The sequence below is a fragment of the Hyphobacterium sp. CCMP332 genome, assembly GCA_014323545.1.
GTDB lineage: Bacteria > Bacteroidota > Bacteroidia > Cytophagales > CCMP332 > CCMP332.
In genome coordinates this window covers 402,763-422,184 of sequence record CP058647.1, presented here as the reverse complement: position 1 = coordinate 422,184, position 19,422 = coordinate 402,763, and the positions used below count along the sequence as shown (strand labels likewise).

Genomic DNA, 19,422 nt, shown 5'->3' with positions numbered 1-19,422 from the left:
TTTTGAGTGGCTTAAATTCAATTTGAAAACTTGATTTGTTATTCAATCGTCAGTTTTTTAACTGCAGAACGATCACCCGAATACATGTTAACAAAGTATTGCCCGGCATCGAGATAGGATAGGTCGATCACTTTGTTAAATTTATTTCCCGCGCTGTATTCTTGTCTGAATACTTCCTGGCCTTTAATATCAATTACAGATATCAATATTGTTTCTTCTGTATTAGGGATATCAAAAGTGACACTACCGGAACTTGGATTCGGGAATAAACTGATTTCCCTGGTCCAGCTATTCGAGCTTAAACCTACACCCTGACAATTAACAAATACAGCTTTAGTGGTATCCTTTGAACAGGTTCCATCATAGGCTGTAAGTGTAATTAGAAATGACTGAGCACTGGCGTAAATGTAAGTTGGATTGATTTGTGTACTCGTTCCATTCAGTGGGTCACCAAATGTCCATCGCACGCTATCGGTGTTATTGCTAACCAATCCGGTAAAGTCCACTGTACAATTATTTACAGATTGCGTGAAATTCACAGTAGGTGTGAAGTTAACTTCTGCTGTAATGGTTTGTATTGGAGCAGTACATCCGTTAGAATTAATGGCCTGTATGTACAGAACGGTTGTTTGTGTAAAATTGGCTGTATATGTTGAACCGCTATTCACTTGATTAGTTAAAGCGGCATCGTCATACCAGTTGAGATTATCTCCTGTAAATAATACCTGAAGGGTTACAGAACCACCATTACAAACTTCACCGTTGATTATTGAATCAATTGTAGGCACGGCCTGATTGAAAATACAAAGTTGAGGCAATGCATTATTGGTTGAATCTTCATCACCAGCTAACACAACACGCACATCAATGCATTTCTGACCGGGACCTGAAAGATCCACACCGGAAATTGTATAGGTCTGTGTTTGTGCAAATGCTAAAGGTGCAGAAGCAGAAGCACCAATGATGTATGCCCCTCCATTGACAGAATATTCAATATCAAAGACATTCTGAGTATTGGCACCTTTGTTTTCCACATCTACGGTAAAGGACTCATTGCTACCTAATCCGCAGGCCGTTTGTAATCCGTTAATTGCAGTTAAAGCCAGATCATTATTTGGTGCATCTCTTAATCTCACTTCGTCAACGGCCATATCCCCGGTAAAGCTTGTTCCGCGAACACCCTGGAATCTGAATTGCACTGTATCGGTTGACGGGTTAAAAGGAACGGCAACATTGACCCAAGGATCAGTTGTTGTATTTTGTTGAGGTCCGGAAAGAGTCCAGATATTCACCCAGTTACCCGCACTATCCAATACGTCTAAATTCAATGTACCCATAGTAGCACCGTACATGTGATAGAAAAACTCAACCTGAGGTGCTGAAAGCCCGCTAATATCAATCGGCGGAGATTCCAATTCAGAAGTTTGACCTGCAGAACCACCACTGGTTTCCAGATAAACATATTTTCCAGTTCCACTTACATCACCGGCCGGACCAGTACTCCCTGAACTAGTCGTTAGGTCTTCTGTTCTCCAGAATGGCGCTGTCGTGGTTGTTTTATTCCAACACTGATCTATGTCAAATGGAGACACCAAACTCCAGGCGGGACCATCAAATGCTTCGAAGAAAGGTGCAATATAAATCGCACATGGAGTCGTGTAGCTCAAAGGTCCTGCCCATGCGGAAGTATCACCCGATGGACAAACTTCCCTTACATAGAAATCGTAAGACGTATTTTGAGTCAAACCTGTTACGGTTACATTTGGTGTGGAAGAAGCTGTGCCTATTCCACTTGGTAAATTACCTGCAGGCACGTTTACCCATAACCATGAATTGGCCAAAGCACCCGGATTCCATGACATGTCTCCTTGTGTAGAAAACAAATTATTCACTGCCAATCCTGTTGGAGGTGGTAAGCTCGATTGAACGACTCTACTCGCCGTATCATTTTGTCCTACCGTATCGGTCATTCCATTAGGATTCGATGTCCATACTGAGACATTGTATGGGTTATTTGTGGAGAAACTAAAACTTCCCAACAATATTTGACCTGTAGTCGCACCTGTACCACCGATAGTATCCAAATTACCGGTGAAGGTGACCGTTGGTTGCAAAACGCCATCAACTGACCAGTCAACGGTTACAGTAGTTACTTGTGTTGTTCCATAATTATTAATGGTTGCCCAAACATCTTCGGTACCCGGGCAGAATACTGCAGGAGAATCAATTCCAACAATACCTACATCATTTGGTGCACCAGAAGATAAAGGTCTTATTATTACAGTTCCATCATCCACATTTGCTCCTGCAAGGTTAAACTGGTTGGTTCCGGCATTAAAGGAACCACCACCTCCAGCTTCGGGGAAACCTGTAGTTCCACCGTGTGAACCTCCACCTCCGGAGTATCCACCACCACCGCCACCACGACGATTGTTCCAACTGCTGGCACCACCACCGCCGCCAAAGCCGCCTTCTCCGCCACTTCCGGTCGTAATACCACCATTTCCGCCGTTCACAAAAGCAAATCCACCGGCAGTACCTGTACCATTGCCGAGTAGTCCACCACCGCCATCGGCAGATATTGATGTAGAACCACCTTGTCCGGCTGTTCCTCCGGCTCCACCGGTACTACCGGTTCCGCCACCGGAATTACCGGCGGTTGTTACAGGGGCATCTGTAATATTTGTAAAAGCCGGGGCCCATGAACCACCACCGCCACCGGCAATGATTATTGGGTTATTAGAGTTATCAGTTATGAAAGTACCACCTCCACCACCAAATTGGTTGGTTCCTGAACCTACAGGGGGAGCACCTTTTTGTCCGACAAGGATTTTTACTGTTTCTCCACCACTAAATAAAAAGTCACCTTTCATTCTGGCTCCCCGACCACCAAAGGTTCCAAAACCCTGAGCACCGGAAACTTCAATCTCATAAAGTCCACCACCTGGTATCGTCCATTCCTGAATTCCGCCATTTACGGTAACTTGTCCTGAAAGGTTGGTTCCATTATAGGCAGAATTACAATCTCCCTGACTTGGGCCAAAGCGACCACTAGCTCCACAATGTGTAAAACAGTAAGCATTCGGTGGACAGAAAAATGGCGTAGTATATGTAAAAGGTCCTGCCCATGCAGATGTATCACCGGTTGCACACACTTCTCTGACATAAAAATCATAAGCTGTTTTTGGTGTTAAACCTGTAACAGTCACTGAAGCTGATGACACAGGGGTTCCATTTCCAATAAAAGTTTGTCCGGAAAGTACGTTACCCCATAGCCAAGTATTGGCTGAGCCGCCTGTCCATCCCAATGTAGCCTGGCTAGATGAAATAGCCTGCAAATTGATATTGGATGGTGGAGGCAAATTAGATTGTATGGCCGTTTCTAATGAGTCATTAGTGCTATTTAAATCTGCATTCCCATTTGGATTGGTGGTCCATGCCTCAATTAGATATGGATTATTTGTTGCAAAATTAAAATTACCGAGTAATACAAGTCCAAATCTGCTACCTGTACCACCGAGAGTATCCAGTAAACCAGAGAAACTTGCAGGAGATTGCAAGACACCATCAACGGCCCAGTTTACTGTAGCACTTGATATTTGATTGATACCAAAGTTTGCTATTCTGGCATATACATCAAATGAACCCGGGCAAAAGACAGAAGGCGAGTCAATAGAAACAACACCGGCATCATCGGTTATTAAAGCATATTCATCAGCTCCTATATCCGGAATGGTTGCACTTCGGGCATCGCCGTCAAGATCTATTGTAATAGGAGTAGGGGAACCCTGATTATTTGCCAATGGACCCACTACATGATAATCTCCCGGAGCGAAGAAAATTGGGTCTCCTTCATAGGACCCTGCGTTAAACTGAGGAAAAGAACCTTGCCATGTAATCAGATCCGGATAGGAGGTGCCTTCCCAAACCACAAATGCAGTTCCGCTGGTTTCGTAAATATTATTGTCAAGGCTTGTAACACCGGTTGTACCTGTATTGACATCTATTTCAAATGCATTATCATTATTGGAAATAAAAATATTATTTCTAACATCTAAACTATCTAAACCGTCAAAAGAATAGTCCAGATAAATGGCAGGCTCACCAAATATTGTGTTATGGAAAATATCAACGTTTTCACCATCAATGATATACAGACCGTAATCATTATTAGAAGTGATAAAATTATTCGCAATAACCGAATTGCCGCCAATACCATCTACATTTAAGTCAGCACAATAGACTGCCCAATCAGGCACATTAATAATGTTTTCTCTAAAAGTTAGGTTTTCAAAATCAAAGCTGTAAAATCCATCACCGTTTATGGCTTGTTGAATATCGCTTATAGTATTGCCTTGAAATACCAAGGAATCCTGCTCATCTCCATAAAAACCAAAATCATCAGCAAATCGAAGGGTATTATTAATAAATTTATTGCCAACATTCCAGCTTCCCGCGGTACCTCCTTCAAAAGTGATGTTTCTATCCCCACCTGAAATAACACAATTAGAAACTGTGGTATAATTGGCATTATTACCCTCGCCAAAATCTGTGGTTTCACTTGAAGAGGCTAGAATCCCGCATCGGTCATCATTTGTAGAAATGGGTAAGACAATATTACAGCTGTCAATGGTATTATGATCAGCCCCCATCATTAGCAATATACCCCATGAATCAAATCCTGTTGAAGTAGAAGAAACCGTCAAATTTTTAATCGTTACCCAATCTGCACCGGCGAGTTTTATTGTAGATGATTGAGTGGAACCATCATGCGAAATATTTACCAGACTGGTATCTCCACCGTCGATGGTAAGTGTATTGGTAGATGAACTACCAACTATAGGCCCTAAATTTATAAATTCATTGTAAGTACCCGGTTCTACTGAAACATTCACAGGTCCGCAAACACCTACAGCGTTTAGATCAGTAACCAAAGAGGAAAAATTAGCATAGTCGGCACCAATACTTGAACCAACTACAAGGTTCCCATTAAGGGAAGGTGTCAGCACTTGATAAAGAGAATCGTTGACGGTTACTGTATCTGTAGCACCATTTGGATTACTGGTCCAAACTTCGATGGTATCTTTATTGCTAATATTTTTGGTACCCAGGAAAACAGACGTTTGTGTATTTCCGGTTCCATTAACAGTATCCAATAGCTGAGTTACAGGTATGGGAGTTTCTAAAACACCATTAAAGGCCCAGTTAACAGTAAAATTATTGACTTGATTTGTTCCGTAATTTGAAATACGAGCGTATAAATTTTGATTACCTGCACAAAAAACTCCCGGGCTATCTAAAGAAGTTACACCAATATCATTGGGCGCTGTAGTCACAGGATATTCTAATCTTACGGTAACACAAAACGAGGAAAGATTTATACATCCTGTTAAACCACTATTAACTGCTGTTGTAGCCTGAGCTGTAATTACCACATTCCCATCGGAAGCCCAGTTCAAAAATGTTGCAAATGGTACTACATAGGTTGAAGAATCAATTCCTGTACATTGAGCCGGAATAATATTTGATGTTCCTAACAATACTCCTCCTTCTCCGAAAAAATCAATGGTTTCAGTAGTACTATTTAAATCGCCTCTGTAGGTAATTACAATTGTTGCATCACCATTTGCATTTGGAGGCACATTGTTAAAAGTAACAATTTCAGTCCCACCAGTATTCGGATTACATTGCTGAGGTAAGGTCACATTATATGCCTGAGAAAAAATATCAGGGCAATAGAAAAATGCTAAAAAAGTCGCTAGTATTATCAATTTTGATCTGTAAAAAGATTTCATGTGCTAAAGATTTTTGAGGATGTTCTTATAATAGGCTTATAAAGATAAAAAAACCGTTTAGACTAAAAAAAAGTGAAATAAGTATATGAATATGAAAAGCCTCTCATTATTGAGAGGCATAGGATTATTTGGCTTAATATTTACTTTATTGTCAATTTCTTGTTCGCCCTTTTGTTTCCTGAATTAAAACTTACTATATAAGAGCCCGGGTTTAATTGGCTAAGATTTAAATCAGTATTAAAATTATTATTTCCGTAAAATTCGCGCTTAAAAACTTCCTGTCCTTTTGAATCAATTATCAATATCAATATAGATTCCTCTACATTTTGAATATCGATTTTAACAAGACCCAAACTGGGATTTGGGAATAAGTTTATTTCTTTGGCCCATGAATTGTTTTCCAAACCGACCTGACAATTTACAAAAATTGCTTTTGTGGTATCTTTAAAGCAGGTTCCGTCATAAGCTGTCAAACTTACTAAAAAGGACTGAGCACTAGAATAGGTATAAATAGGGTTAAGTTGAGCACTTGTACCTACTCCATCTCCAAAATCCCATCTTACGCTATCGGTATTATTGCTGACAATGCTCGTAAAGTCTACCGTACAATTATTGGCAATGGAAGTGAAATTTACTGTTGGGGTGAAATTAACCTCAGCCGTAATGGTTTGTATAGGTGCTGTACATCCATTGGCGTTTATAGCTTGCAAATACAAAACAGTTGTCTGTGTAAAATTAGCGGTATATGTGGTACCACTGTTTACCTGATTCGTTAAAGCGGCATCGTCATACCAGTTGAGATTGTCTCCCGTAAAGGTCGCTGTTAATGTTACCGGCCCCCCATTACATACTTCTCCGTTTGTGATGGAATTAATGCTTGGTACGGCTTGATTGAAAATACAAACCTGAGGCAATGCATTGTTGAGAGAGTCTTCATCATTGGCCAAAACCACCCTTACATCGATGCATTTCTGTCCCGGACCTGAAAGGTCTACGCTTGAAATCGTATATGTCTGCGTCTGTGCAAACGGGAGAGGAGCACTGGCAGATGCACCTATTATGAATGGTCCGCCATTGACAGAATATTCTATGTCGAAATTATTTTGGGTAATGGCTCCCTTGTTTTCAACATCCACTGTAAATGACTCATTGCTTCCCAATCCACAGGCTGTCTGTAAACCATTGATTGCGGTTAAAGCCAAATCGTTGTTTGGCGCATCTCTTAATCTGACTTCATCAACAGACATGTCTCCCGTAAAACTAGTACCTCTAATGCCCTGGAATCTGAAATTGACAGTATCAGATGATGGGCTGAATGGAACCGAAACGTTAATCCATGGATCCGATTCAGAGGTTTGTTGTTGGCCTGAAAGCGACCAGATATTGACCCAGTTTCCGGCACTATCGGTAACATCAAGATTTAGCGTCCCCATGGTGGCACCATACATGTGATAGTAAAATTCAACCTGAGGCGCTGATAAAGCACTTATATCAATAGGTGGTGATTCCAATTCTGAAGTCTGACTTGCTGATCCACCGCTTGTTTCCATATAAATATATTTTCCATTTCCACTTACATCTCCCGAAGGACCCGTATTTAAGGAAGTGGTATTCAAATCCTCTACTCTCCAAAAAGGTGCAGAATTGGTTGTCCTGTTCCAGCACTGATCAATATCAAAAGGCGAAGTTAAGCTCCATTGGGCTCCATCGAAATCTTCAAAAAAGGGTGCTACATATAAGGCGCAAGGTGTTGTATATGAGAAAAGGGCCCAGGCTGAAGTATCGCCCGAAGGACAAACTTCACGAACATAAAAATCATACATGGTATTTTGAGTCAACCCTGTAAGTGTAACCGTAGCATTGCTCAAGGCAGAACCAATCCCGGTGGGTGATGTTCCTGCGGGTAAATTTTGGTATAGCCATGAATTGGCAGATCCACCGGTCCAGATAATGGTAGCCTGGGTGCTAAATAAAGCAGAAGCAGTAATATTTGTTGGGGGTGGAAGGTTGGATTGAATTATATCTACGATTGTATCATTTTGTGTTATTGTATCTAATACTCCATTTGGCATAGAGGTCCAGGCTGAAATGGTATAGGGGTTGTTTGTAGCAAAATTATTTGTACCCAAAAGAACAGATGCTGTATTTGAGCCGGTTCCTCCGGCTGTGTCAAGAAAACCAACGTAATTGACGGGCGCTTGCAAAACACCATCAATAGACCAGTTGATGATGGCAGAGTCAATTTGATTTATACCAAAGTTTCTTATTGTGGCATAAATGTCAAATATACCCGGGCAAAAGACCGTGGGGGAGTCTATGGAAACTATACCGACATCATTCGGAGCTGTAATAGGGAATTCCCAATAGACCTCAATTAAACCGAGATTTCCATTGAGCTCTTCACTAATAGCACCTGCAGGTCCCGTAGAAATGGACCCCTGATATAAAAGTCTGGTTAAGGTCACGGCATTTCCATCAATTGTACTTGTATATTGTCCGGTGGGCCCATAGGAAGTTAATGTTCCTGCCTGTCCTAATACTCCGACATGCTCTCCTGCTGAAATATCAATGTCAACATTTTGAATGACACCGTTGGGAGCGCCTTGTATATAGATTGCTGAAGTATAATTGGTTATTGTTCCGGGAAATGGTGGAGGAGGGGTGGGAAAAATAAAGAATTCAATATTTTGGGATCCTGCCCCAGCCCCTGAAGGAATTCTTAATCCGGTAATCTTCATATCTATGGGAGCTGTAAACCAAAAGCCTCTTACATTGCCATTATAGGTTGTGATTTGACCAGGTAGGGGTATTTGAGTTGCTTGTGCAAAAATTACATTATCAAAAGAAAAAATCGAAAATGCAAAAAACAGAGATAGGGTAATTATATTTTTCATAATCGGGATTTTATATTAAAAATAATGTTTTATCCTGATTATCAAATAACAAGGTCTAACAAATAAAAAAAGCCATTCCCGAAGGAATGGCTTTTCATCTAATCAATAATTAAAATTGTTTAACGCTGTATTATGAATTTATGTAATGCAATTTCATCTCCAAAGTTGAGTTTCATAATATAGTTTCCTGAAGCCAGATCAGAGACATTGATCTCCTTGGTTCCAACTATATTCTCATTTGAAGTTAGAATTGTACGACCCATCATATCTACAATTTGATAACCTTTAAGTGATTCGCTCTTTACTTCGATCACAAGACGATCTTTTGCAGGGTTTGGATAAACTTTCGCAAACTGCTCAAGTCTGTTGTTCAATCCTGAAATTACCATTACTGACTCACAAGTTGTATCACTACCACTGGCATTGCTTGCTGTTAAACATACAGTGTACGTTCCACCGGAAGCATAGGTATGACTTGGATTTTGAGATGTACTTGTATTTCCATCACCGAAATCCCAACTCCAGCTTGTAGGATTACCTGAAGAAGTATCAGTAAATGCTACAGTTTGGTTTGTTGCAGAATATGTAAATCCGGCAGAAGGAGGTGCAACCTGTGATACCTGAATATCAAACTGACCAACAGTTGCTGCCCATCCATCAACCTGAACATAAACTGTATCTCCCGCTGTTACAGCTGAAGTAGTCATTTCAGATAACCAGTTAGTGGCATCGATATCCTCACCACAACCGATTTCAGTGTAACCTGCATAGTCTCCACAACCATTACTTGCAAGATAGGCTGCTATTTGTGTATCATCATTTGGAGTACCTGGGAAGTTGGTTGTTACGAAGTAAGCGGCATTTACAGGCGCTACAAAATACATCCAAACCGTATTATCCAGGACACCGGATGTTCCACCTGAACCATCTGTCCAACATGAACCTGTAGGTTCGGCAGCATCAAATCCTGTACCTTCATTGGTAAACGAAGCAGGTGCGGCACCAACTACCAGTTCGGCGGCGTTACATGGCACATCATTTCCAACACCAAACTCAATTTCAATGTACTGTAGCGTACCCTGATCTGCACCGAAATTATCCTGATATCTCAGAATCCAGGTGCCGGCAGGAGAACCAGAATTGAATCCGGATAATGCACTATCAGGTGCATAAGGTCCAATAAATGGTGTTGTTCCAGCACTAATCGGCGTACTTGCTGTATCTGTGAATGTCAATACCGTATCACAAGCGCCATTGTTCAAACCAAAATGATCACCGCTTCCGCCATGTCCGTCAAATAATAAAACAGTGTCACCAGCAGGTGATACTAATTCCATTACGACATCACTGGTATAAGTATGATCTAATATCAGGTGAACCGCGCTAACAAATACATCTGCACCAAGATTAGCTCCTGAAGCATTGGATGCATCTATTGGAATTTCAAACCAGTTTGGTCCATTTCCATCAGGTAACAATTGATTAATACCACATAACGAAGGATTACCAATAGTTGTGTTGAAACTACCGGATAACCAAGTTGATGTATCTCCTGCACCACAAATTTCTCTAACGTATACATCGTATCCAGTGCTTTGCATTAATCCGGAGATTGTTGCAAAAGTATCTGTGCTCGATTGGAAAATACCTGTTCCCGGTACAAATCCTGCAGTATCATACTGGATTTCCCAAGTAGAACCGCTCGCATTAGAAGTCCATGATATGTCAGCCGTCATGGTTGTCACAGAATTAATCAATAATGCACTTGGCTTAGGACAAGTAGGTGCTTCGGTGATCGAGAATTCATCAATTGCCATATCGCCATTAAAACCACTTCCATAGACACCTACCCAACGGAATCGAATAGTTCCAAGTCCTGGCGCTAACACAATATTATTTTCAATAAATGGATCTGCATTTGTGGTTTGAACTGCACCAGCTTGTGACCATAAATTAGTCCAAACACCAGTGGCACTATCCTGCCATTCAAAATGCATACTTCCCATGTCTGAACCATACATATGGTACCAGAAATTTGCTTGAGGCAAAGTCATTCCGCTCATATCGATAAATGGTGTCAACAACCAAGCTGTATCTCCTACACCAGCAGGCGAACTCGCCTCAGTATACATGTACTGTCCACCACCACTTACGTCGTCTGCAGGACCCGTAGCAGTAGATGAAGTTCCATTGGCATCCGCTCTCCATGAAAAGCCGGAAGAACCTGTTGGAATTTTAGACCAGCAAGGATCAACATTCGCTGCTGTCCAAACGCTAGTACTATCAAAACTTTCGGATAAAGGTGCTGAGTAAGTCAAACAAGGTGTTTGAATAGAGACAGGTCCAACCCAGTTGGATGAATCACCAGGCGCACAAACCTCTCTCAGATACACGTCATAGGAAGTAGCAGGCAATAAGCCACTAATAGATGCCGGGGAACCGGTTCCAGCCACACCTGTTCCAGTACCTGCAGTATATCCCGGTGCTCCATATTCTAAAATGAATGAAGTTCCAGGTCCGCAAGAAGTGAATGAGAATGATGCATTGGTGGTTCCAACAGAAGTTGAAGTAAATAATGCCGGATCAGGACAAACACCTGCTGCAAGATTTTCAACCCTGATTTCATCAATTGCCATATCTCCTGTAAAACTTGTTCCTCTGATTCCTCTGAATCTGAATTGAACTGTGTCACTTGTTACACCAACACAGGCCAGAATCACACTTGCACTTAACCAAGGATCAGCACTTGCCGCTTGTTGTTGTCCACTAACATTGAATACATCATTAATCCAAGTACCATTGTTATTCACATCAACGGCCAGAGTACCCATGGTGGCACCATACATATGATATTTAAATGTTAATTCAGCAGCACTTAAACCACTAACATCAATGAATGGAGTATAAAGCTCAGCTACATCTCCTGCACCACCTGAAGTAGCTTCAGTATAGGCATATAAACCAGAACCGTCAGCATCCGCACTAGGTCCGGTGCTTCCTGAAGTAGTTGTTCCACTTTCTGGTAACCACACATACGTACTTGTACTTTGCGCAGACCAACAAGGATCAATTGTACTTGGTTCAGCCCAGTTTGGCCCTGCGATACTATCAACAAATGGAGCTGTGAAAGGCGCACAATTTGTAAATATAGAAAGTGGTCCTACCCAAAAAGATGAATCATTTGATCCACAAATTTCTCTCACATAAATATCATAACCGGTTGCAGCTGAAAGTCCGGAAATAGTTGGAGAAGTTGAAGATACAAACGAAGAAGTACCTCCTGTACCCGCTGTATAACCTGGAGCACCATATTCTACTTCCCATGCTGTTCCAGTTCCATTGCTATTCCAGGTAAGATCAACAGTTGAAAATCCAATACCCGTACTTGCCAAACCAGATGGAGCAGGACAGGTTATAGGCTGACCAATAATTAAATCATCCATATAGAAATAAAAATCTTCAGCGTCAGCAGTAATACCAGAAGTGGCATAAATTCCAACTAATACTTCATTACCAGCCGTTACACCTATAGGATATTGATTAAATGAAAATGATCCGGTAAGAATCGAAGAATCAGCTCTCGTAAAATCTTTAATAGAAGAATAAGAGGCTCCACAATCTGTAGATATCATAATACTAACGGTATCATCAGAACCCATAAGACTAGGATTGGTAGTTCCGCCACCAGACCAAGCCATTACAGCTGTTTTGATTGCTACAACTTCATTTCCGGAAACCGTTGTGAATTTTGGTCCTGAAATCCATTCTCCCGGATTTGCATTACTAAATATATTTATAGTAGCAGCTTCAGATCCAAGGAAAGCAGCCTGAGTAGTATTCGTTGAAAACCAATCTGATGCAGTGCCTGTTGGAGGTCCTTGTGCAGGTCCTCTCGCTTCTGTCCATCCAGCTGGAAGTGTGGCATTACTTCCTGTCCAGGCATCAAAATCCAATACTTGAGGAAGTGCAAAATTTGGAGAATTTGTAATTGAATAACCAGTTAAGACATCATTACTTGCATCTTGGTCTCCAGGCATCACTGCACTTGCAGTGAAATCATATGTGTTTGCTCCACTCATGTCGATTGTCCCAGGAATGTTCACCATCATAGTTGCTCCTGATGCTAAAGTACCCGTTGTTAATGTTGTAGAAATGGATGTGTACAAAGAACCATTTGTATCGACGCTTAAAGTAACCGGAGTATTATTAACTGAGAAATCAATAGAACTTGTTCCAAAATTTGAGATTTCAACAGTTCCTGTTTCACTAGCTCCTACACAACCATTGACAGGTGAAAGAATCGCAGTAGTTGCTAAATCATTTGCCAGGGGTGGTGCAAATTGCCAATATTGATTATCAGTATTACCTGAACCTAATCCTTGAAGGTTCCATGAACTGGAGCCATCTACACCCGTAGTATTATTGACCTGAACGCCAACTGAAGTTCCAGTAACACCAGTTCCACCGTACATTTCCATACAGTAAATTTTATTTGAAGTTTCCTCAAGGACAACCGCATTATAAAAAAATGCTCCTCCAGGACCCCATTCATATGAATGCCATCTAATCCAAAATTGACGATTTGGAGCGGTTCCAAATTCTTTCCAATAAACTCTGTCATTAGTACCAGTTGGTGCAAATCCAGTAAAAGGAGCCCAATAACTGGCAATTGTATTATTTGGCAAAGAATCCGAAGGAAGTGCTTCCGGAGTATTTGCCGGAACACCCGTTGCAGATGTGTCAAATGTTACAAGACCATTACCAGATGCTTTAAAATGAGTTACAGGCGTTCCTGCAAAATCAAATGCAAATGTAAGAGGAAATGCAGCAGACCACTGATTAGTTGATATGGATGGAGGTAGAACTTCAGTCCAACCCGTTGTTGAGAAGTCACTGTCTGTATTTGTGCCTCCAGGATTACCTGCAGATGCTCCACTTTGTGTGGCATTATATTGCGCCTGCACTACAATGGTGGATAAAAGCGTCAGCAAGGCTATTGCAAAAATTTTGCCATAAGAAGCCCAACCACGCCATCGATTTTGTCGAAGTATTGTCATAATAAGTGTATTTAATTAAAGAAAAGTTTCAAATAAAAAATGATCGAACAGCTAAAGTAAGGAAAACAGTTACAATTCACGAAATAAACGGTCGATATTTTAATATAAGCGGTCGATATCTGAGTAATTTAGATTGAATATAAAAAAAGCCAATCCGAAGATTGGCTTTAAATCATGTAAGATTTTTTCAATTATTCAATGACAATTCTTCCGTTGATCATAGTTTTGTCATTTCTGATTTTCAGTATATATGTGCCCTGCGCTAGTTTGTTTAATCGAATGTCGTGATTCAATTTATCACCCATCGCTTGCGCCTTTTCACTATAAACCACTGTCCCTGTCATTGACAATATTTCAATATTAACTTCTCCGTTTATATTTTCAGCAGAAATCCTAAATGTTCCGTCTGAAGGATTCGGGAAGACATTGAGATTCGTATATGCATTGTCATTAATTCCACCTACAGGTACAAACACGGCCTTGGTCGTATCTTTAATACAAGAACCTGCATAAGCCGTCAATGTAATCAAATACGATTGCGATTGAGGGAAAGTATGCTGAGGATTAGCAGCGGTAGCAAAAGTACCATCTCCAAAATCCCAAAGTACAGAATCCACATTCGGACTTAGTGAAGATGAAAAGGTAATGGTCAAACTTCCGGTGACCTGTGAAGTAAAATTGATTATTGGAGTTGTGCTGTGGAAAGCATAAACAGGTATTCTACCACTAAGGGTTACTGAATTACATCCAGTAGTGCTTTGTAATGATTCCACATAGAGCGTATCATCCTGAGTTACATTAGGAAGAGTATAAGTACTTCCAGTTCCTAAAGGACTTCCTCCTATCGGTACGTCAAACCATCTGTCGGTATCACCGGTAGAAAATACTTCCAATGTGACCGGCCCGCTTTCACAAGTCTCTCCATTAGCCACACTGTCTACAACCGGTGTAAAGAGCGAAGCGAATATTTTGGCACTTGAAGCATCATTGGTTGTGTCTTCATCATTTGCCAATGCTGACCTACCAATAACCGTATAAGTTTGCGGTACGGACAAGTCTGCGTTATTCGTAAAATTGTAAACAAAGGTAGAACCCGGATTAATTGGTCCCGGAATCGTTTCCATTGGTGAAGGTGTTCCATTTACAGTATAAAATACCGGAATATTAGACTGTGGTAAAATTCCCTTATTGGTTATTCTCATTGAGATAGGGGTATTGGCCGTATAACCGCATCCCGACTGAAGTCCAATTAATGAATCCACTTTGATATCATTATTAGGTGACTCGAGTATATGGAAGTTGTCAAATGCAAAACCTTCATCCTGAACACTTGCATCGGACCCAAATACCACGCGCATTAATACACCTGAATTTCCGGCATAACTTGTAAGATTATTTTCAGCCGTTAACCAGCCATTAGAGCCATTATTGCTTATTGCTCTTCCAGTCCAGCCTTCCTGATTTGTGAAAGACAGTCCATTGACGGTATTGTCAGTATACCAGTTGTCCGGATCACCAAATGCTCCGACCGGAGTCCATGTTGCGCCGGCATTGGTCGAAGCCTGAACCTGCGCTCCATCCCAGGAAAATTCGGAATTCCAGTTGACGTCAATTTTAATTAATGGCAGAGTTAAACTGCTAAAATCGAAACATGGTCCTAATACAAATGCTTCTTCATTGGCATTATAAACACCGGTTAAATTGGTATTCCAGGCATTAACACCCGATGAAGCTCCACTTATATTCGCAGTGGCGGGCGTTCCAAGAGCCCATGAACTATTGGTTCCACCTGAAGTCCAGCCACCATTACCTGATTCGAAATCTTCGTAATAAGGAAATGTTGTTATTACAGGAATACTTATTATATCAAGCCCAAGTGAATCATCCAATGGATTTTGATCGGCACTAAATGTAGCGACCGCTCCAAAGGCATATGTGGCAGGTACGGATAAATCCACCGTACTTGTAAATGTATAGAAAGCTGTATCACCCGGGAACAAATCAGATGCCAAGACCAGATTTTCGTTGGTTGCCACTCCATTTAAGTAATAAGTGAAATTCAAAGTAGTACCGGTTGTTATGGTATTTAGACCAATATTGGCATATTCTAAGATCACAGTGTCCGTAGCAGAAAGTCCACAGCCTGAGACAGGTGAAATAATATCGATTAACTCGACATTGAAAGGCAAAGCTGTTTCAACTAATTGGAAATTATCAAAGGCAACTCCTTCACCGGTTACTGATCCATCCGATCCAAACTGCATTCTGAACAGAGCATCGGGTTGTCCGCTAAGCGATGAAAGATCAGCAGTTGCTGTTAACCATCCTCCGGATTCATTACCAAACCTACCTCCCCAACCTTCAGGGTCTGAACCTGCATTTTGGAGACCGAAAAACGTACCATTATACCAGTTTGTTGAATTCGGATCACCAAGGAAACTTACTTTTTGCCATGTGAATCCGCCATCTAATGAATACTGCATTTGCATACCGTCAAAACTTGTTTCCGAATCCCACCACACATCTACAGAAACTTCAGGTGCGATCAATGAGTCAAATGCAAAACACGGTCCGGTAACAACTCCGTCTTCGTTATTGATATATGGCCCTGTCAAATTAGTTACCCAGGAGTTAGGAGCTGAAGCCGGAGCATTAATTATCGGTCCTGCAGGAGCACCAAGTGCCCAGGTTGAATTACCGCTGGACAACCATCCACCTGGTCCAGAATCAAAGTTTTCTGAATAGGGAAAATTGCTTATTATCGGAATACTAACCAAAGCGAATCCAAGTGAATCGTTTAAAGGATTCTGATCTAGAGAAAAGGTCGCTTTGGCACCAAATTGATAGGTAGCCGGCACGGATAAATCAACGGGGGCTGTAAATGTATAAAGTGCAGTATCGCCCGGTAATAGATCTGCAGTTAGAACAAAATTTTCATTGGTGGCAACACCATCTAGGAAATAGCTAAAGTTAATAGTAGTTCCTGATGCTACAGCGTTTAAACCAACATTGGCATATTCAATTTGAACTGTTTCAGTCGCAGTAAGCCCACAACCAGATCCAGGAGATAATATTTCTATCAATTCCAGGTTGAAAGGTAATGCCGTTTCAACGATTTGGAAATTATCAAAGGCAACACCATCAAAAGAACCGGTTAAGAAACTCGATGCAAATGCCATTCTAAACAATACATCACTTTGTCCCGCAACATTTGACAAATCTGCGGATGCCACAAGCCAACCGTTTGAGCCTGTAGTACCATTACCACTCCAGCCGTCGCCATCAGCAAATTGTGCTTGAAGTCCATCAACAGTATTGTCATTGTACCAGTTCGTAGAATTCGGATCGCCAAATGAACTTACTTTATTCCAGGTCATTCCAGCATCTGTAGAATATTGCATTTGTACACCATCCCATGAAAAGTTGGTATTCCAGTTAATACTCACGTTAACTTCAGGAACAATCAGTGAATCAAAATTGAAGCAAGGGCCGGTGACAAAAGAAACATCATTGGTTGGATATCCTCCTGTGAGATTTGTCATCCAGGCATTTGGTGAAGAAGCCGCGGTATTTATTACACTACCAGCCGGAGCACCCAATTGCCATGGATTTGTACCTGTTGTAGTCCATCCACCGGGGCCAGAATCAAAATCTTCAGAATAAGGATAATTCACGATTGTTGGAATATTTGTGATTAGAGCAAAAGCGGTATCATTCGTATTGGAAGAATCTCCGGGTAATTGTGTGTACACTTTGAAATTGTATCCACCGCTTGTACTTAAATCAATAGGCGTGCTAAATGTATAGCTCAAAGTATCCCCAGGTGCAAATGTTGATCCAAGTGTGATAGTTTCGGTAGTAATCAGTCCGTTTATATCCGCTTCAATTGGGAAAGTAAAGCCACTGTTAAACGTGGCGCTACCAAAATTGATTATTCTCGCTGATAGCGTTTCATTGGCTGTCAATGCACATCCAGTCAAAGGAGAATCAATGGCAATGACGGAAAAATCTTCCGGTATTGGTTGATAAATTCTGATTTCATCCAAACACATGTCTGCATTAAAAGAAGATCCTGTTGAACCTATCGAACTGACAAAAGATATTGTAATTGTGTCATTGGCAAAATTGGTCAATGGTACAGAAATAAAAGTCCATGGATCGTTAATTGAAGTATAGTTTGGATCAACGCCAACCAATGTTAATACGGTGTCTGTTGTACTTACACCATTAACAATTACATGGAAATCGCCCATTCCATTTCCAAATCTGTGATAATTAAAGTCCAACTGAGGAGCGGTTAAATTACTAACATCTACAGGAGGTGTTGTTAATGTTGAGGTTGCACCAACCGAACCACTCGATGCTTCCGGATAAACGTAAGTTCCCGGACCGTTGACATCACCGGTTGGTCCTGTAGCTGTGGAAGAGGTTGTGCCGGTATTTCCTCTCCAGGAGTAGCCTACCGTTGGGTTTCTCGACCAACACTGATCAATCGTTGCACCTCCAACCGGCCAGTTACCATTGTCGAAATCTTCAAAATATGGATTTGGAAAAATAGTACAGGTAGTAGTAAAGTTAGCAGGTCCGGTAAAAGATGATGTATCTCCGGCACCGCAAATAGATCTTACATAATAGTCATAAGAGGTATTTGAACTAAGCCCGGTAAGAGAAAATGGATTGCTAGAAGTAACAATAGAGCTCCCACTTCCCAGCACAAATCCGCTGGGCCCGTATTCGATTTCCCACTGGCTTGAAGAACCAATTTCCGTCCAGTTTAATTGAGCTGAATTAGATAAAACATTGGATGCAAATAAGTTGGCTGGAGCTTGAATTGAAGGGCTTAATGTAAGCTCCAAGGTATCATTAACATTTACTGTATCGGCCACGCCATTTGGAACAGAAGTCCAGACTTTTAATACATTAGTTCCTGAGATTGATTTATTGCCAAGCGTAATTTGAGCTGAATTGGCTCCCATTCCATTGATGGTATCTAAAGGTGTGGTTACTAAAATAGGAGTTTCAGGGGTTCCATTCCAGGTCCAGTTGACTGTGTAATTATTTACCTGATTGGTACCATAGTTTTGAACAGTAGTCACCAAATTATAATTACCGGAACAGAAAAAAGTACCGGGAGAGTCCAGGGAGGCAACGCCAATATCATTCGGTCCGGTTACTACAGGATATCGAAGCCTTGCAATTACGCAAAATGAATTTCCTGAACAAATATTATTAATTGTAGCATCGCCATCTGCAATTATAGTAACAGTACCATCTGAAGCCCAGTTGAGAATTGTGGCCAAAGGAATGATGAATGAAACCGAATCGTAATTAGCGCCACATTGTGCGGTCGCATTTGATTGGCCAATGGTATTTCCGTTTTCATCTATAAAAGTTATAAACTCAGGATTTGTCGGCGTTCCATTTAAATCTCCATTATAGGCAAATGTTAATGTGGCATCTCCATTTGCATTGGGCGGAACATTTGAAAAAATCAAAGTTTCATTTCCACCGGTAGTTGGATTGCATTGTTGAGGTAGAGTAACATCATAATTCTGCCCTAAGACCTGAATAAATGAAGTAAGAATGGATAAAATTAGAATTGAAAAGAATCGGTAAAAAGGAGTAAAATTTCTCATCATATTATATTTTGCAACATTAAAAGAATTAAAAAAAATT

General features: G+C 41.0%; 4 protein-coding genes. All 4 read right to left on the bottom strand.

Annotation, left to right across the window (positions count from 1 at the left end; translation table 11 throughout):
• Positions 1-38: 38 nt before the first annotated feature.
• The gene (locus HZR84_01765) at positions 39-5,795 is read right to left on the bottom strand and encodes a right-handed parallel beta-helix repeat-containing protein (protein QNL20726.1); all 5,757 of its coding nucleotides are present in this window, start codon (positions 5,793-5,795) and stop codon (positions 39-41) included.
• Between the two features lie 140 nt (positions 5,796-5,935).
• Positions 5,936-8,689 (bottom strand): T9SS type A sorting domain-containing protein, encoded by a 2,754-nt coding sequence (locus tag HZR84_01760; protein QNL20725.1) that lies wholly within the window; start codon positions 8,687-8,689, stop codon positions 5,936-5,938.
• Positions 8,690-8,808: 119 nt separating this feature from the next.
• On the bottom strand, positions 8,809-13,746 hold the full coding sequence (locus HZR84_01755; protein QNL20724.1) for a PKD domain-containing protein: 4,938 nt from the start codon (positions 13,744-13,746) through the stop codon (positions 8,809-8,811).
• A gap of 191 nt (positions 13,747-13,937) precedes the next feature.
• Positions 13,938-19,385 carry a T9SS type A sorting domain-containing protein gene (locus HZR84_01750; protein ID QNL20723.1) on the bottom strand — a complete coding sequence of 1,816 codons (5,448 nt, stop codon included), beginning with the start codon at positions 19,383-19,385 and terminating at the stop codon, positions 13,938-13,940.
• Between the last annotated feature and the right edge of the window lie 37 nt (positions 19,386-19,422).